Consider the following 17,317-nt stretch of genomic DNA (forward strand, 5'->3'; position numbering starts at 1 on the left):
AAAGCCGCCTCCACGAGATATGGCGCCGTTGCATTGCCTGTGTCACTGCGCATGCCCTCTGATCCCGCTGGCCGCCAGTTTAACGGCAAAAGCGGTGCAGAGCGCAAGCGCCCGGGGAGTGCCGGGCACCTCTTTGACAGCGCCAGCGCTTCTTCAGCGCGCGCCCGGCATCTCTCCCTTCCCGTGGCGCGCGATTTCAGCCGTGGCAGCGGCCAGTGCCCCGCTGCCATGCTCGATCCCCAGCGCCTCCATCCCCGCTTCCATCACCGACAGCGCCCCCAGCACCATATGTGCGTTCACATGGCCCATATGCGCCAGCCGGAAGAAGGCATCCGCGGCGGGGGTGCCCGGCTCGGCCATGCCCAGCCCGATACCCAGCGTCACGCCGGCCTCATGCTCGCACCACCGGCGAAGCCGCGCTCCGTCGGCGCCCGAAAGCCGCATGGCAGTGACCGAATGGCCCCGCGCCGCCGGGTCGGCGATGTTCAGGCGGAAGGCGCCCTGCGCCGACCATGCCGCGCCCGCTGCCCAGACCGTGCGGGCCAGTGTGGCATGGCGCGCCCAGACGACCTCCATCCCTTCCTCATGCACCAGCATGTCCAGCGCTTCGCGCAGGCCGAACAGGTGATGGGTGGGGGCGGTGCCGCAGAAATGCTGGTAAAAGCCGTCGGCAAAGGCGCGCGGCTCCCAGTTCCAGTATGGGGTGCGCAGGTCATTGCCGCGCGTGGTGGCGCGCGCCTTTTCTGAAAACCACAGGAATCCCAGCCCCGGCGGCACCATCAGCCCCTTCTGGCTGGCGCCGACCAGCACATCCACGCCCCAGTCATCCATGCGGAAGGTATCGCAGGCGAGGGAGGCGATGGAATCGACCATCAGCAGCGCGGGATGGCCCTGATCATCCAGCACCCGGCGCAGCCCTTCGATATCGTTGCGCGCCGTCGAGGCCGTATCGACATGCGTCACCAGAACCGCCTTGAACGCATGGGCCTTGTCGGCGCGCAGTGCCTCGGCCACGCGGTCAAGATCGATGGGGGCGGAACGGCCGAAATCCAGCCGCTCGGCCTGCACGCCCATCGCCTCGGCGCTGGTTGCCCAGCCCTCGCCGAAACGGCCGGTGATCAGCACCAGTGCGCGGTCACCCCGGCTGAAGACATTGGCATTGGCCGCTTCCCACGCGGCATGGCCGTTGCCGATGTAAAGCGCGACATGCTGGCGGGTGCAGGCCAGCGCCTTGAGGTCAGGCCAGAGCGTGGCGACCATCTCGATCAGCGCGCCCTCATAGATATTGGGCGCCGCGCGATGCATGGCGTTGAGCACGCGGTCAGGCATGACCGAGGGGCCGGGAATGGCCAGATACGGGCGGCCGCGGGCGAGAGACATGAGCGCACTCCTGCACATGTGAATGATCAGGGCGGCACTCTAGGAGGGCGCCCCGGCAGCGTCAATCGCGGCCGGTGCCGGGGCTGCGGGCAGGGGGGCGCCCCCTGTCCAAAGGCGCCGCCCTGCCTTATATCCGGGCAAAGACGCAAGGGTGAGGCCCCCATGACCGATACCGATATGCACCCCGCAACCCACACCGCCGCCCGGACGGGCTGCGCCCCCGCCCCGGGCCGCGCGATCCTCAGCGTCAGCGGGCCTGACCGGCTGAGCTTTCTGCAGGGGCTGGTGACGAATGATGTGAACCGGCTGGCCGCACAGGGCATTGTCTATGCGGCGCTGCTGACCCCGCAGGGCAAGTACCTCGCCGATTTCTTTCTGATCGCACAGCCGGATGCCGTGCTTGTCGATACCAGTGAGGCGCTGGCCGAGGATCTGATGAAACGGCTGACGCTGTATCGCCTGCGCTCGAAAGTCACGATCGAACGGGTGGAGATGGCGGTCACGCGCGGCATCGGCCAGGCGCCTGAGGGGGCGCTGAGCGACCCGCGCCACCCCGCCATGGGCTGGCGGCTCTATGGCCAGGCGCTGACGCAGGGTGACCCGGTGGACTGGGATGCGCAGCGGGTGCAGGCCTGTGTGCCCGAAACCGGGGCAGAACTGGTCCCGGGGGAAAGCTATATCCTTGAACAGGGTTTTGAGCGCCTTGCCGGTGTCGATTTCCGCAAGGGCTGCTATGTCGGGCAGGAGGTGACCGCCCGGATGCATCACAAGACCGAACTGCGCAAAGGTCTGGTCAGGGTGGTGATCGAGGGCGCCGCCGAACCGGGCGCGCCGATCAGCAGCGCGGATGGCAAGGCCGCGGGCGTGCTGCATACCCGCGCCGGAAACCGCGCCCTCGCCTGGCTGCGCCACGACCGCGCCGAGGGCGCGATGCAGGCGGAGCAGGCGGTTCTGCATTGGGACAAGGACGCAAACACCACCACCTGACCCCCGTCATCCGGGCCGCAACGGCGCCCCCTCTCTTTCATCTGTTCAATAAATATCCCGGGGGAGTCCCTTCTGCGCAGCAGAAGGGGCGGGGGCAGCGCCCCCTCTTCGGAATCACAGGCGCGCAAAAACCCGGCGGCGCCCCCTTCCGTAACGGCTCTTGACGCGCGCGCGCCGGAGCGCCAAACCCGGCGGATGCTTCCAACCGAGACGCTTGACCAGATCACCCGCCGTTTCGGCTATCTTGAGGCCCTTCTGACCGAAGGGGCTGACCCGGCGCGGCTGGCCGGGATTGCGCGCGAATATGACCAGCTCAAGCCCGTGGTGGGTGCCATCGCCGCCTGGCGCGCCGCGCTTGATCAGCGCGCCGAGGCCGAAGCCCTGCGCGCCGACCCCGAGATGCGCCCGCTCGCCGAGGAAGAGCTGGCACGGCTGGAGGCTGAGGTTCCTGCGCTGGAACACCATCTCAAACTGGCGCTTCTGCCGCGCGACATGGCCGATGACCGCCCCGCCATCATCGAGATCCGCCCCGGCACCGGCGGCGAGGAGGCCGCGCTCTTCGCCGGTGACCTTCTGCGCATGTATCAGCGCTATGCCGAGGCGCAGGGTTGGACCTGCGATCTGATCAGCCTTGCCGAGACCGAGCTGGGCGGCGTGCGCGAGGCCGTCATGCGGGTGGGCGGCGAGGGGGTTTTCGCGCGGCTCAAGTTCGAATCCGGGGTGCACCGGGTCCAGCGGGTGCCGGTGACCGAATCGGGCGGGCGCATCCATACCTCCGCCGCGACCGTCGCCGTGTTGCCCGAGGCCGCCGAGGTGGATTTCGCCATTCCTGAGAGCGAGCTGCGCATTGATACGATGCGCGCGTCCGGGGCCGGGGGGCAGCATGTCAACACCACCGACTCGGCGGTGCGCATCACCCATCTTCCCACCGGCATCATGGTCACCTCATCCGAGAAGTCACAGCATCAGAACCGGCGGCTGGCGATGGAGGTGCTGCGCGCGCGCCTCTTTGACATGGAGCGCCAGAAGCAGGATCAGGCCCGCGCCGCCGACCGGCGCGCCCAGGTGGGAAGCGGCGACCGCTCAGAGCGTATCCGCACCTATAATTTCCCGCAGGGCCGCATGACCGATCACCGCATCAACCTGACGCTCTATGCCCTGCCGCAGATCATGACCGGGGATCTGGAGCCGGTGATCGGGGCGCTGATCGCCCATGATCAGGCGATGAAGCTGGCCGAGCTGGAGGCATGAGCAGCCCGGGCGAAACCGGGCGCAGCGCGCTGGCCGGGGCAGTGCCGCGCCTGCGGGCGGCGCAGGTGCCGGACCCGGCGCGCGACGCCCGCCTGTTGCTGGCCCATGCGATGGGTCTTGCGCCCGACCGCCTGCTTCTGCACCTCGACGAGCCGCTTGCACCGGATGCCGCCCGTCGTTTTGTCACTGCCCTTGCCGCGCGCGAAAGCCGGCAGCCGGTCAGCCAGATCACCGGCACCCGTCTGTTCTGGGGCCGGAGCTTCCGGGTTACCCGCGATGTGCTCGACCCGCGCCCGGAGACCGAGGTTCTGGTCGCGGCCGCGCTTGAGGTGCCCTTTGCATCGGTGCTTGATCTGGGCACCGGGTCTGGCGCGATCCTGCTCAGTCTGCTGGCCGAACGCCCTGCGGCCACCGGGCTGGGCGTGGATATCTCGCCCGCCGCCCTGAGTGTCGCGCGCGCCAATGCCGGGCTTCTGGGGCTGGAAAGGCGGGCGGCACTCAGGCAATCGGACTGGTTCGCGCAGGTCTCCGGCCTCTTTGACCTGATCGTCTCCAACCCGCCCTATATTGCCGCCGATGAGATGCAGGTGCTCGCACCCGAAACCCGCGACTGGGAGCCCGCGCTGGCCCTGACCCCCGGCGGTGACGGGCTGGACGCCTATCGCCGCATCGCCGCCAGTGCCGGGGCCTATCTGCAACCGGGCGGGCGCATCCTGCTGGAGATCGGGCCCACGCAGGGCGATGCGGTATCGGCTTTGCTGCGCGATGCGGGGTTCGGCGACATCGCGCTGCGGCGCGATTTTGACGACCGGCCCCGCGTTGTCAGCGCGAAAAGCGTGAAGCGTTAACGGAAACTTATGCTTTTTTCGCAACGATACAGCACAAACAGTCACTTTCCGGAGAGTATTCGCCGATTCAGGGTTGTGTGCAGGCGTCCGGCATGATTATTCCCTCTGGTGCCCGGACAGGTTGCGCCTCTATCAGCAACTGTGACCGTGTCGCACAATCTACCCGCGTCAGACCCGAAGTGTCGCGCCAAGATGGCGCCGCGCGGGTCCATAGTCCCGACCAAGGCCGGAACCAGACCTGATGAGATCATCGAATAAACGTTCGCGTTCAAAGTCGAACCGTCCCAAGCCTTTGGGCAATATTGTCAACCGTGTGTTTGACAGTTCGGGGCCCGAAGGCAAGGTGCGCGGTACGCCGCAGCAGATTATCGACAAATACCTCGTGCTTGCGCGAGATGCGCAGTTGTCGGGCGACCGTGTCGCTGCCGAGAATTTCCTGCAGCATGCCGAGCACTACCTGCGCATGCTCAGCGAAGCGCAGCGCGAAATGGTCCGCGAGGCCGAGACGCGCCAGCCGCAACAGGGCAATAACATGCCCAACCAGAACCGCCGCTTTGACCAGCGCGATGATGGGGACAGCGGGCAGGATGGCGGGGATTCCGGCGATTACCAGAATGGTGAGCGCCAGAATGACCGGCAGAATAACGATCGCCAGAATAACGACCGCCAGAATGACCGGGGCGGCGATCGCCAGAACGACCGGCCCAATGATCGCCAGAATGATCGCCAGAATGACCGCCCCAACGAGCGGGCTGGCGAGCGTCAGAATGAACAGCGCCCGGCGGAGGGTGGTGGCAACCGCCGCGTCAGCCGCCGTGACGACCGCCCCGAACGCGCAGAGCGCCCCGAACACCCGGAGCGTCAGGAACGTTCTGAACAACGCCCTGAGCGCCAGGATCGCCCCGAACGTCAGGACCGGCCCGAGCGCCGCCCGGCGCGGCAGCAGCGTGACCTGAGCGATCCGCGCGAAACCCGGCCCGCCCGTGAAGACGGGGAGTCGATGCTTGTCGAAACCCCGGAATCGCGTAGCGAAAAGCCCCCGGTTCCGCGCGCTGAAGCACCCAGGCCCGCTGAAGCCGCACAGGCAGCCCCCGCCGCAACTGACGCCGTGCAGCGCGATGAGACGCAGGCACCGCCCCCCGCAGTGGCTGAGGCTTCCGCAGAGCCGGTGGGTGAAGGCAAGCCCGCGGCCAAGCCGCGCAAGCCCCGCGCCGCACCCGCCACGCGCCGCGCACCGCGCAAACCCAAGGCTGAGGGCGACGCGCCTGAACAAGGCGGCGACGCCGCGCAAGTGGCGGAATAACCGGAACTTTCATTGCCACGGCAACACTATAGGAGAACGCCCTGACCATCTGGTCAGGGCGTTCTCTTCTGTGACAGTGCCGCTTCAGATCAGGCTAGACGGCCCCGGCCTTTCCGCACCCGCCTTTCAGCCACAGGCTTTGCCACTCAGTCGGGCACGAAATTCATCGCCAGCCCGTTGAGGCAATGGCGCAGGCCGGTCGGCGGGGGGCCGTCTTCAAATACATGGCCCAGATGCCCGCCGCAGCGCGCGCAATGCACCTCGGTCCGGCGGATGAAGATGAGCTGGTAATCGTCCTTGGTGCCTACGGCCCCCTCGATCGCATCCCAGAAGCTGGGCCAGCCGGTGCGGCTGTCAAACTTGGTCTCGGAGCGGTACACTGGCAGATCGCAGCCCGCGCAGGTGTAATTCCCGGCGCGTGATTCGTTCAACAGGGGTGAACGTTCGCCCAGATGCTCGTTGGTGAAGGCGCGTTCGGTCGCATGATCACGCAGAATCGCATATTGCGCCGAGGTCAGCCGCTCGCGCCATTCCGCATCGCTCAGTTCGATCTCGAAGCGCGTTTCGGCGCGCGCCGCCCATCCCGGCGCAAGAGCCGCCGCCAGTCCCAGCGGGGCCAGCCCCGCGCCGATTGTGAATGCCCGCCGAGAGATCATCGCGTTCTCCTTTGCCCTGAACTGCGCTAGAACCTATATCACCTTAGCTGCCCTTCCACATGAACCCGCTCACAACCGCGTCACCGCCATATCGGAAATACCCATGTCCCTGCCCAATGGCTTCCTTGATGAATTGCGCTCCCGCGTGTCGATCGCGCAGGTCGTGGGGCGCAAGGTGTCGTGGGATATGCGCAAATCGAACACCGGCAAGGGTGATTTCTGGGCGCCGTGCCCGTTTCATCAGGAGCGTTCGGCCTCGTTCCATGTCGATGATCGCAAGGGATATTATTACTGTTTCGGCTGTCATGCGAAGGGCGATGCGCTGACCTTCCTGCGTGAAACCGAGAATATGGGCTTCATGGAGGCCGTGGAAACGCTGGCGCGCGAGGTGGGCATGCCGATGCCCGCGCGCGACCCGCAGGCCGCCAAACGCGCCGACCGGCGCAGCGAACTGGCGGCGGTGATGGAGCAGGCGGCGCGCTACTACCGCATGCAGCTCAATGGCGGGGCGGCGGCCGATGCCCGCGCCTATCTGGACCGGCGCGGCCTGTCAGAGGCGCAGCGCGAGCGATTCGGCGTGGGCTTCGCCCCTGACCAGCGGCAGGCGCTTTACACCCATCTGACCTCTGCCGGGGTGGCGCCCGATCTGATCATTGATGCCGGGCTTTGCGCGCGCCCGGATGACGGCGGCGCGCCCTATGACCGTTTTCGCGGGCGCATCATGTATCCGATCCGCGATGCGCGCGGCCAATGCATTGCCTTTGGTGGCCGCGCCATGGCCGAAGGCGCGCGCGCCAAGTACCTCAATTCGCCCGAGACTGAACTGTTCGACAAGGGCCGCACGCTTTACAACCTCGGCCCGGCCCGTGCGGCGATGGGCAAGGGCGCGCCCCTCATCGTGGCGGAGGGGTATATGGACGTGATCGCGCTGGTGGGCGCGGGGTTTGAAGGGGCGGTCGCCCCCCTTGGCACTGCCATCACCGAGGAACAGTTGCGGCTTTTGTGGCGGCTGCATGAGGAACCCGTGATCGCGCTGGACGGCGATACGGCGGGGCTGCGCGCGGGTCAGCGGCTGGCCGATCTGGCGCTGCCGCTGCTGGCGGCGGGGCAGGGGCTGCGTTTCGCGCTGTTGCCCGCGGGTCAGGACCCTGACGATGTGCTGCGCACCGGCGGCGCGGGGGCGATGCGCGCGGTGCTGGAGCGCGTGGTGCCCATGGCGCGGCTGCTGTGGGAGCGCGAGATCGCCGGGCAGGTCTTTGACAGCCCGGAGCGCCGCGCCGCCCTGGACCGCCGTCTGCGCGCACTGTTGCAGAAAATCACCGATCCGGTGCTGCGCAACCATTACACCGACGAGTTCCGCAACCTGCGGCGAGAGTTGTTCGCCACGGCGGGGGGCGGTGCCCGGCCTGGCCCGTTCCGGCCCGGCCCGTTCCGCCCGGGCGGGCGCGATACGGGGCGAGACGGTGGGCGCAAACCGGGGCGCGGCGCCTTCTCTTCCGCGCCGCTGGCCTCGACGCGCGGCACGCTTCTGGCCGCCGCCGCCGCCTCTGAACAGGTGGAGGAGGAATTGCGCGAGGCGCTGATCCTTGCGGCGCTGTTTACCCACCCTGACCAGATTATCCGCTTTGAGGATGAACTCTTCCGCCATGAGCCCACGCGCAACGAGCACCGCGCGCTGCTGGCGATCCTGCTTGATGCGGCGCATGAAACCCCGCTTCCCGGGCGCGCGGAACTGGCGGCGCGCGGCGGGGCGGCCCTTGACGAACTTATGGCGCGCCCCCACATCGCTATTGCGCCCCTGCTGAAACCCGGGGCTGATCCGACCTTTGTGGCCAATTGCATAGCTGAGGATTTCGCGATCCTTGCCGCTCGCCGCGCCGCCCGCCGTGAGATTGCCGAGGCCATGAACGACCTTGAGCATTTGCCCGATGAGGGGCTGACCTGGCGGCTGGGGCAGGCCGCCGCAGCGGTCGAACGCGCCGGAAAGTCCCGGCTGGAGGAAACCACCGACCTTGGCGAGGACCGCGCCAGCCTGTCAAATCACCTGCAAAGCCTTATTGATTCGCAGATTTGGGTTAAGAAGCGCCCGAATCAGTAAAAAGAGCCGACAACCCCTGTGATTCGCCCCGGCGAGTCGCTACATCTGAACAGATTCGAATCACCGCCTTCGGCCGGAGGACCCATGGTCGCCAAAGAAAACGACGACACGAAAACCGAAGAACAGGACAGCGAATTCACCCTCGACATGAGCCAGGCCTCTGTCAGGCGGATGATCGCCGCTGCCCGTGAACGGGGTTTCATCACCTATGAGCAGCTCAATCAGGTGATGCCCTCCGATCAGGTTTCGTCCGAGCAGATCGAAGATGTGATGTCGATGCTCTCGGAAATGGGCATCAACGTCGTCGAAGAAGAAGAGACGGATGAGGCAGAAGCCGTCGTCCCCGATGCCCCGGCATCGGGCGCGACGGAGCTTGTTGTCGCAGGCACCTCCGCCGAGGCGCTGGACCGCACCGATGACCCGGTGCGGATGTATCTGCGTGAAATGGGCTCGGTCGAACTGCTGAGCCGCGAGGGCGAGATTGCCATCGCCAAACGCATCGAGGCCGGCCGCAACACGATGATCGCGGGCCTGTGCGAAAGCCCGCTGACCTTTCAGGCGATCATCATCTGGCGCGACGAGCTTCTGTCCGAGGATGTTCTGCTGCGCGAGGTCATCGACCTTGACGCGACCTTTGGCACCGCGCTTGACGGCGATGAGAACGGCTCTTTCGCCGAAGAGTTGCAGGCCGCCGCCCCCGCTTCCGCGCAGCCGCGCAAATCCTCCGAGCCTGAGATGGACGCCGACGGCAACCCCATCTCATCGGGCGATGACGATGATGACGAGTTCGACCAGTCGAGCATGTCGCTGGCCGCGATGGAGGCATCGCTCAAGCCGCGTGTGCTGGAAACGCTGGACCGGATCGCCGCGAATTACGAGCAGCTTTCGGCCATGCAGCGCCACCGCATGAAGGCCACGCTGGAAGAAGCCGCGCGCTTTTCCGCCAGCCAGGAAGCCGCCTATCAGAAGCTGCGCTCGGAAATCGTTGAACTGGTGAATTCGCTTCATCTGCACAACAACCGCATTGAGGCGCTGATCGACCAGCTCTACGGGATCAACAAGAAGATCATGGCGATCGATTCGGCGATGGTGAAACTGGCCGATCAGGCCCGCGTCAACCGGCGCGAATTCATCGACGAATACCGCGGCTATGAGCTGGACCCCACCTGGTGTGACCGCATGGCGCGCAACAAGGGGCGCGGCTGGGAAACGCTGTTTGACCGTTTCGGCATCAAGATCGAAGAATTGCGCAACGACATGGCGCAGGTCGGCCATTATGTTGGCGTCGATATCTCGGAATTCCGCCGCATCGTGCAGCAGGTGCAGAAGGGCGAGAAAGAGGCCCGTCAAGCCAAGAAGGAAATGGTCGAGGCCAACCTTCGGCTGGTGATCTCGATCGCCAAGAAATATACCAACCGCGGGTTGCAATTCCTTGATCTCATTCAGGAAGGCAATATCGGCCTGATGAAGGCGGTCGATAAATTCGAATACCGCCGCGGCTATAAATTCTCCACCTATGCGACATGGTGGATCCGTCAGGCGATCACCCGCTCCATCGCCGATCAGGCCCGCACCATCCGTATCCCGGTGCATATGATCGAAACGATGAACAAGCTGGTGCGCACCTCGCGTCAGATTCTGCACGAGATCGGCCGCGAACCCTCGCCCGAGGAGCTGGCCGAAAAGCTGCAGATGCCGCTGGACAAGGTGCGCAAGGTTCTCAAGATCGCCAAAGAGCCGATCTCGCTGGAAACGCCGATTGGCGACGAGGAAGACAGCCAGCTTGGCGACTTCATCGAAGACAAGAACGCGATCCTGCCGCTGGATTCGGCCATTCAGGAGAACCTGCGCGAGACCACCACGCGGGTGCTTTCCTCGCTTACGCCGCGTGAAGAGCGGGTGTTGCGGATGCGCTTTGGCATCGGCATGAACACCGATCATACGCTGGAAGAGGTGGGGCAGCAGTTCTCGGTGACCCGCGAACGTATCCGCCAGATTGAGGCGAAGGCACTGCGCAAGCTGAAGCATCCTTCACGTTCACGCAAGCTGCGCAGCTTCCTGGATCAGTGAAGAACGCGGCCTAAGTCATTGATTAAAAAGGCGCCCTCTTGGGCGCCTTTTCGGTTTGCGGTGGGATTCTGTTTCGTGCTTCCCGGTTGTCCGAAGATCCGGGGCTCAGTCGCGCTGGCTCAGTCGCGCTCACGCTCGATGATCTGAAATTCGGCGCTGAGCTTCAGGTCGTACTCCACGCCCTCGGCGGTGAGGGCATCGTCAACCTCCCAGTAGCCGTCATCATCCCATTCGATTTCCTTCCAGCTGACGAAGCCTTCGGCGATCAACGCGGTCTGGATCAGCTCGCGTTCTTCCAGCGTGGGCGGGCGGTCAGCCAGCGCCGGGGCGGCGAGCAGGGCCAGTGCAGCGGCAAGCGGGACAAGAGCTTTTTTCATCGGGATCTCCGTTTGATGGATACCTGAACAACTTAGGCGCGGCGGGCAGGGCTTCAACAAAGGGTGGCGGGTTTTTGCCGGTGGTACCCTTCCGGCCGCTGCCGGGGCACGCTAGGCTTGTGCCATGCATACGCTCTTTACCATTCCGACCTCAGGCCCCGGCCTTTATGACATCACACCGCAGATTGCGGACTGGCTGAAGCGTGATGCGGCGGCAGAGGGGGTGTTGACCCTTTTCATCCGGCACACCTCGGCCAGTCTGGTGATTCAGGAGAATGCCGACCCGGATGTGCCGCGCGATTTGATGGAATATTTCCATCGGCTGGTCCCGCCCTCTGATGACCGGGCGATGCAATATCTGCGCCATACCAGCGAAGGGCCGGACGATATGCCCGCCCATATCAAGGCGGCACTCCTGCCGGTTTCGCTGCAAATTCCGGTGCTTGGCGGAAAGATGGCGCTGGGCACATGGCAAGGGGTGTTTCTGTTCGAGCATCGCCGCGCGCCGCACCGGCGCAGCGTGGTTGCGATGCTGCGCTGACGCGAATGGGCAAAGAATTGAAAGGTCAGGCAAATATCCATCCCGCGCATTGGTTCGACCGGTCTGCAAGCACTGTTGCGCCGGAACTGATCGGCGCGGTGCTGATGGTGCGCGGCTGCGGCGGTATCGTCACCGAGACAGAGGCATATGAGCCGGATGACCCTGCCTCGCACAGCGTCCGTGGCCCCGGGAAGCGCAACGCGGCGATGTTCGGACCGCCGGGGCGGGCCTATGTGTATCGCTCCTACGGGATTCACTGGTGCCTGAACGTGGTCTGCGCGCCGGGCCATGCAGTGCTGCTGCGCGCGCTCGCGCCGGGGCTGGGGCTGGGCGAGATGGCAGCGCGCCGGGGCACCGACAGCCCGCGCCTGTTGACCACGGGGCCGGGGCGGCTGGGGCAGGCCTTGGGGATCGGATTGCAGGATAACCACGCCGCGTTTGACCGGCCGGATTTCGGCTTTTACGCGGGTGAGCCTGCCGAGGTGATCGCTGGCCCGCGCATCGGCATTACCCGGGCGGCGGACTGGCCGTGGCGTTTTGGCCTCAAAGGGTCAGCCTTTCTCAGCCGCGCTTTCCCGGCCGCCCGCGCATAAAAAGGGGTGGCGCCGGAACGCCGCCCCTGACAAAAGGCAAGAAACCCTCAGGCCTTGCCGCGATAGATTTCCACCAGCTTGCCCAGCATCGCCAGCGCTTCATCGCGCGGGCGCTGGAAGCTGTTGCGCCCGATGATGGAGCCGTTGCCGCCGCCGTCACGAATGGCGCGGGCATCGTCATAGACCGAATCGGCGCCCTTCTTGGCCCCGCCCGAGAACACCACGATCCGGCGGCCGTTGAAGCTGGCCTGCATGCAGTGACGCACCCGCGCGGCCTGCGTGGCGATATCAATCCCCTCGGCCTCATAAACCTTCTTGGCTTCAGGCAGCATCAGGTGGTCGGTGGACAGCTTGATCTTGATGACATGCGCGCCCAGCAGAGCGGCGATCTGCGCGGCATAGGCGGCTACGTCGATACCCGTCTCGCCGTCCTTGCTGATCGCCTCGCCGCGCGGGTAGGACCAGATGACAGTGGCAATGCCCTTGCGCGCCGCCTCTTCGCGCATCACGGAAATCTCTTCGTACATCTCAAGCTGCGCATCCGAGCCGGGATAGATGGTAAACCCGATGGCCGCACAGCCCAGCCGCAGCGCATCATCCACGCAAGCGGTGATCGCCTGATTCTTGCCCGCCGTATCCGAGAGCAGCGAATTGGCCGAATTGACCTTGAGAATGGTGGGGATCTGGCCTGCATAGGTGTCGGCCCCGGCCTCGATCATGCCGAGGGGTGCGGCATAGGCATTCAGCCCGGCATCGAGCGCCAGCTGGAAGTGGTAATGCGGGTCATAGGCGGCGGGGTTGGCGGCAAAGGTGCGGGCCGGGCCATGCTCAAACCCCTGATCGACGGGCAGAATGATCATCTTGCCAGTGCCGCCCAGCTTGCCCTGCATCAGCATCCGGCACAGATTGGCCTTCACGCCCGGGGTTTCGCCTTCGTAATTGGAAAGGATTTTCTGAACGGTTCTCGTCGCGCGCATCGGCGGGCTCCTCTGGTGGCATGATTTGGCACAGGGATAGTTGGGTAAATGCGGCACGGCAATGGCGAAGCCCGGGCGTTATCGCTCACAGGTCGAATTTCAGGGGTTCATTCCCCCAGATGGCGCTGCGCCTCGCGCCGGGCAAAGGGTTTGAGGCGCGCGCCATGCGCTTCCAGCCAGTCGCGCACGCGGGCGGGGTCATGGCGTGACAGGTCGCGCAGCCACCAGCCGATGGCCTTCTGGATGAACCATTCCTTGTCATCCAGATACCCCTCGGCCCAGCCCAGAACCCGCTCGCGCACCGCCAGATCGGCGGGTTTGGGATGGTTGAGGCGGGTCCAGGGCAGGGTCATCACCAGCGCAGCGCGGCGGGCCCACATACTGGCATCGGTTGTCCAGCCTTCGACTTGATCAAGGCGCGCGGGGTCGGCCATCAGCCGCTTGCCCCCGGCGATGCTGGCATGGTCGGCGATGGCCCAGCTGTCAAATTCGGGCACCCAGCCCGCGATCAGCGCCCATGCGGCGCTGTCATCGGGGCGGATGCGGGCCTGCAACAGCAGTTTGGCGGCGGCGATACGGGCCTCGTGGATATTGCTGTCCCACAGGCCTGAGGCGAGCGCCAGCCGCTCGTCCAGCGTGCAGGCTGCGCGCCATTCCTTCACCAGCCCCTCGATCTGCGGCACCGGAACCCCCAGAAAGGGGCGCCCGGTCTTGTGATAGGCCTGCATCTCGGTGGCCTTTTGCGGGTCAGCAAGGGCATGCAGGGCGGCGAGCGCGGTCTCAGTGCCGGTGGCGTCAGTCGCGGTGGCGTCAGTCATTGGCGGGCCTCGGTCATGCCGGGAGCCTGTCGCCCCCGGCTTTGCCTTATTCCACCGTGACCGATTTGGCCAGATTGCGCGGCTGGTCAACATCGGTCCCGCGCCCCAGTGCCGCGTGATAGGCCAGAAGCTGGGCAGGCACCGCATATATCATCGGGGCGATCAGCTCGGGGACGGTGGGAAGCGACACGCTCTGCCAGACCTCGCCCGCTTCCTCCAGCCCGGCGGCGTCGGAGATCAGCAGTACCTGACCCTGCCGCGCCATCACTTCCTGCATGTTCGACACGGTCTTTTCGAACAGGCTGTCGCGTGGTGCCAGAACCACCACCGGCATGGTCTTTTCGATCAGAGCGATGGGGCCATGCTTCAGCTCGCCCGAAGCATAGCCTTCGGCGTGGATATAGCTGATTTCCTTGAGCTTCAGCGCGGCTTCCAGCGCCAGCGGAAACATCGTTCCACGCCCAAGGAAGAGCACATCGCGGGCTTCGGCCAGCGTGTGGGCGATCCGCTCGATCTCTTCCTCGCGGTCAAGGGCCTGACGCATCAGGCCGGGCAGGGTGTGCAGGGTCTCCAGATGCGCTTCGATCTGCTCAGGGGTCAGCGTGCCCCGGTCCTGCGCCGCTTTGAGGGCCAGAAGCAGCAGCACCAGCAACTGGGCGGTGAACCCTTTGGTCGAGGCCACGCTGATTTCCGGCCCGGCAAGGAGCGGCAGCGCCACATCGGTTTCGCGCGCGATCGACGAGGTGGCGACATTGACCACGCCGATGGTGCGCGCCACATGGCCCTGAACATGGCGCAGCGCGGCCAGCGTGTCGGCGGTCTCGCCCGACTGGCTGACAAAAATCGCCACCCCTTTGTCGGAAAAGACCGGCTGTCGATACCGGTATTCCGAGGCGATATCGGCCTCCACCGGCAGGCGGGCAAGCTGCTCAAACCAGTATTTCGCCACCTGCGCCGCATAGAAGCCAGTGCCGCAGGCCACCAGCGTAACCCGGTCGCAATTGGCGAAATTGATACCCTCGGGCAGCGCCAGCGCCTTGCCCGACGGCGCCAGATGAAAGCCCAGCGAGGCATGCAGAACACCGGGCTGTTCGGCAATTTCCTTGGCCATGAAGTGGCGGTAGCCGCCCTTGTCGACCCGTGTCTGATCAATGCGGATCTGGGCCACGGGGCGGTTGGCGCGGCGCCCCTCGCTGTCGAATATCTCGGCGCCGCCGCGGGTGAGGATTACCCAGTCGCCCTCTTCCAGATAGGTGATGCGGTTTGTCATGGGGGCAAGCGCGATGGCGTCCGACCCCAGATACATCTCGCCGTCCCCATGGCCTACCGCCAGCGGTGAGCCCTTGCGCGCGCCGATCATCAGGTCATCCTCGCCCTCGAACAGGAAGGCCAGTGCGAATGCCCCCTCCAGCCGTGACAGCGTGGCGGCAGCAGCCTTGACGGGCGGCATGCCCTGATCAAGGTAATGGCGCGTCAGCAGGGCGACGGTTTCGGTGTCGGTCTCGGTCTCATGGACCAGTCCGGCCAAAGCAAGTTCGGCCCGCAACGCCTTGAAATTCTCGATAATTCCGTTGTGCACCACCGCCACCCCACCCGAGCGGTGCGGATGGGCATTGACCACGGTCGGCCCGCCATGCGTGGCCCAGCGGGTGTGGCCGATACCGGATTTCCCGGTCAGCGGTTCATGCACCAGCAGGTCCGACAGGTTGACCAGCTTGCCCACCGCGCGGCGGCGGTCCAGCGTGCCGTTGGTGATGGTGGCGATCCCGGCGCTGTCATAGCCGCGATATTCCAGCCGTTTGAGCGCCTCAAGGATCAGCGGGGCAACTTCATGTGTGCCCAGCACTCCGACAATCCCGCACATTTTCAGCCCTCGCTCTTGTTTGCTTTCAGCGCCAGCAGTCGCGCGCGCAACCGCCGCGCCAGACCCGGTTTGTTTTCCTGCCGTGCGCGCCCCAGCGCCAGCGCGCCGTCGGGAACATCGCCGGTGATGACCGAGCCGGAGGCCGTCATCGCCTCGGCTCCCACCTGCACCGGCGCCACCAGCATTGAGCCGGAGCCGATGAAGGCCCGCGCGCCGATTGTGGTGCGGTGCTTCATCACGCCATCATAGTTGACGGTGACCGTGCCCGCACCCACATTCGCGCGCTCGCCTACATGGGCATCGCCGATATAGGACAGATGGTTCACCTTGGCGCCCTCATCCAGAATGGCGTTCTTGATCTCGACGAAGTTTCCGACGCGCACATCCTCGGCCAGTTCCGCACCGGGGCGCAGCCGCGCGAAGGGGCCCACCACCGCGCCGCGGCTGACATGGCAGCCCTCCAGATGCGAGAAGGCGCGGATTTCGGCGCCGCTTTCGATGGTCACGCCGGGGCCGAAAATCACGTTCGGCCCCACCACGGCATCGCGGCCGATAACCGTATCCAGCGCGAAAAAAATTGTCTCGGGCGCGATCAGGGTCACCCCGTTTTCCAAAGCCTCGGCCCGGGCGCGCGCCTGAAAGACGGCCTCCGCCCCGGCCAGCTCGGTACGGGTATTGATGCCAAGCGTTTCGGCTTCGCTGCAGGCGACTACCCCCGCCGTCAGGCCGCGCGCGCGGGCCAGATCGATGATATCGGTCAGATAGTATTCGCCCGCCGCATTGGCATTGCCGACCCCGTCAACAAGGTCGAACAGAAGCGCGGCATCGGCACAGATTACACCTGAATTACAAAGCGTTATGGCGCGTTCTTCAGCGCTCGCATCCTTGTATTCGACAATGCGTTCCAGTGTCCCGTCCTGCGTGACCAGCCGGCCATAGCGCCCCGGATCGGCGGCTTCAAAACCCAGCACGACCACCCCGTGGCGCCCGCGCGCGGCAACCACCGCTTCCAGCGTCTCAGGGCTGACAAAGGGTGTGTCGCCATAGAGCACGATGATATCGCCCGAAAAACCGGCCAGCGCCTCGCGCGCCTGCGCCACGGCATGGGCAGTGCCCAGCTGTTCCGCCTGATGGGCGATCAGCGCCTCGGGGTTCTCGGCGCGCGCGGCTTGCGCGACCTCTGCCGCGCCGTGGCCGGTGACCACGACCACGCGCTCAGGCCCCAGGGCAGCCCCGGCGCGCATGGCATGGGCCAGAAGCGGTGCGGCGCCCAGTGGATGCAGCACCTTGGGCAGGTCGGAGTTCATACGGCTGCCCAGTCCGGCGGCCAGGATGACGAGCGAAAGTGGCATGCACATGTCCTTGAGATTTCCCGCCCGTTCTATCCTAAGGCTACGCCATTGCAAGTTGGTGGCGAATCACAAGGCATGACAGGCTGAAACATTGGCGGGAGGCCGCCGCAGCGGAAAAGTGGCCGCCTGGGGTGGTGCGTTCCGGCCCCCTTCATCTTGCCGGAAATACGCTGGGGGGTGAATTGGCCGCAAGGCCAAGAGG

At 65.5% G+C, this 17,317-nt stretch carries 14 protein-coding genes and 1 pseudogene; 8 read left to right on the forward strand and 7 right to left on the reverse strand.

Annotated elements, in window-relative coordinates:
* Positions 1-153: 153 nt before the first annotated feature.
* Complete coding sequence (locus V7Q53_RS16575; RefSeq protein WP_333829808.1) at positions 154-1,380, reverse strand: pyridoxal-phosphate-dependent aminotransferase family protein; 1,227 nt, start codon at positions 1,378-1,380, stop codon at positions 154-156.
* A 177-nt stretch (positions 1,381-1,557) separates the two neighbouring features.
* Between V7Q53_RS16575 and ygfZ the strand changes: the two genes are divergently transcribed.
* The 4 genes and pseudogenes from ygfZ to V7Q53_RS23435 form a co-directional block, all read left to right on the forward strand.
* Positions 1,558-2,367: a CAF17-like 4Fe-4S cluster assembly/insertion protein YgfZ gene (ygfZ, locus tag V7Q53_RS16580; protein ID WP_333829823.1), complete on the forward strand. Its 810-nt coding sequence runs from the start codon at positions 1,558-1,560 to the stop codon at positions 2,365-2,367.
* Positions 2,368-2,562: 195 nt separating this feature from the next.
* Positions 2,563-3,618 (forward strand): peptide chain release factor 1, encoded by a 1,056-nt coding sequence (gene prfA / locus V7Q53_RS16585; protein ID WP_333829809.1) that lies wholly within the window; start codon positions 2,563-2,565, stop codon positions 3,616-3,618.
* Entirely contained in the window at positions 3,615-4,466 is an 852-nt protein-coding gene (gene prmC / locus V7Q53_RS16590; RefSeq protein WP_333829810.1) for a peptide chain release factor N(5)-glutamine methyltransferase, read from the forward strand. The genes prfA and prmC overlap by 4 nt, the downstream gene beginning before the upstream one ends.
* Before the next feature lie 241 nt (positions 4,467-4,707).
* Positions 4,708-4,966 (forward strand): annotated as a pseudogene (locus tag V7Q53_RS23435) (DUF4167 domain-containing protein); the annotation flags it as partial.
* 949 nt (positions 4,967-5,915) lie between these two features.
* Here the strand turns inward: V7Q53_RS23435 and msrB are convergent.
* A complete protein-coding gene (gene msrB, locus V7Q53_RS16600; RefSeq protein ID WP_442954445.1) occupies positions 5,916-6,425 on the reverse strand; it encodes a peptide-methionine (R)-S-oxide reductase MsrB in 510 nt (169 codons plus the stop codon).
* Positions 6,426-6,528: 103 nt separating this feature from the next.
* Here msrB and dnaG point away from each other — a divergent pair, with 103 nt between their 5' ends.
* Both dnaG and rpoD read left to right on the forward strand, forming a co-directional pair.
* The gene (gene dnaG, locus V7Q53_RS16605; protein ID WP_333829812.1) at positions 6,529-8,523 is read left to right on the forward strand and encodes a DNA primase; all 1,995 of its coding nucleotides are present in this window, start codon (positions 6,529-6,531) and stop codon (positions 8,521-8,523) included.
* A gap of 84 nt (positions 8,524-8,607) precedes the next feature.
* On the forward strand, positions 8,608-10,593 hold the full coding sequence (gene rpoD / locus V7Q53_RS16610; RefSeq protein WP_333829813.1) for an RNA polymerase sigma factor RpoD: 1,986 nt from the start codon (positions 8,608-8,610) through the stop codon (positions 10,591-10,593).
* Positions 10,594-10,712: 119 nt separating this feature from the next.
* Here the strand turns inward: rpoD and V7Q53_RS16615 are convergent, their stop codons facing one another.
* Positions 10,713-10,970 carry a PepSY domain-containing protein gene (locus tag V7Q53_RS16615; RefSeq protein WP_333829814.1) on the reverse strand — a complete coding sequence of 86 codons (258 nt, stop codon included), beginning with the start codon at positions 10,968-10,970 and terminating at the stop codon, positions 10,713-10,715.
* Positions 10,971-11,094: 124 nt separating this feature from the next.
* On the opposite strand from V7Q53_RS16615, the gene V7Q53_RS16620 reads away from it, so the two are divergent.
* Together V7Q53_RS16620 and V7Q53_RS16625 are read left to right on the forward strand one after the other, a co-directional pair.
* Positions 11,095-11,511 (forward strand): secondary thiamine-phosphate synthase enzyme YjbQ, encoded by a 417-nt coding sequence (locus tag V7Q53_RS16620; RefSeq protein ID WP_333829816.1) that lies wholly within the window; start codon positions 11,095-11,097, stop codon positions 11,509-11,511.
* A gap of 17 nt (positions 11,512-11,528) precedes the next feature.
* Positions 11,529-12,104, forward strand: coding sequence for a DNA-3-methyladenine glycosylase (locus V7Q53_RS16625; protein WP_333829818.1), 576 nt, complete (start codon positions 11,529-11,531; stop codon positions 12,102-12,104).
* A gap of 47 nt (positions 12,105-12,151) precedes the next feature.
* Here the strand turns inward: V7Q53_RS16625 and V7Q53_RS16630 are convergent, their stop codons facing one another.
* The 4 genes from V7Q53_RS16630 to glmU all read right to left on the reverse strand — a co-directional run bounded on the left by V7Q53_RS16630 (position 12,152) and on the right by glmU (position 17,115).
* A complete protein-coding gene (locus V7Q53_RS16630) occupies positions 12,152-13,081 on the reverse strand; it encodes a class I fructose-bisphosphate aldolase (protein WP_333829819.1) in 930 nt (309 codons plus the stop codon).
* A 107-nt stretch (positions 13,082-13,188) separates the two neighbouring features.
* Positions 13,189-13,899 (reverse strand): DNA alkylation repair protein, encoded by a 711-nt coding sequence (locus V7Q53_RS16635; RefSeq protein ID WP_333829820.1) that lies wholly within the window; start codon positions 13,897-13,899, stop codon positions 13,189-13,191.
* A 46-nt stretch (positions 13,900-13,945) separates the two neighbouring features.
* Positions 13,946-15,763, reverse strand: coding sequence for a glutamine--fructose-6-phosphate transaminase (isomerizing) (glmS, locus tag V7Q53_RS16640; RefSeq protein WP_333829821.1), 1,818 nt, complete (start codon positions 15,761-15,763; stop codon positions 13,946-13,948).
* 2 nt (positions 15,764-15,765) lie between these two features.
* Positions 15,766-17,115 carry a bifunctional UDP-N-acetylglucosamine diphosphorylase/glucosamine-1-phosphate N-acetyltransferase GlmU gene (gene glmU / locus V7Q53_RS16645; protein WP_333829822.1) on the reverse strand — a complete coding sequence of 450 codons (1,350 nt, stop codon included), beginning with the start codon at positions 17,113-17,115 and terminating at the stop codon, positions 15,766-15,768.
* Between the last annotated feature and the right edge of the window lie 202 nt (positions 17,116-17,317).

Origin of the sequence: Pararhodobacter sp., from assembly GCF_036802785.1 — a bacterium.
Classification (GTDB): domain Bacteria; phylum Pseudomonadota; class Alphaproteobacteria; order Rhodobacterales; family Rhodobacteraceae; genus Pararhodobacter.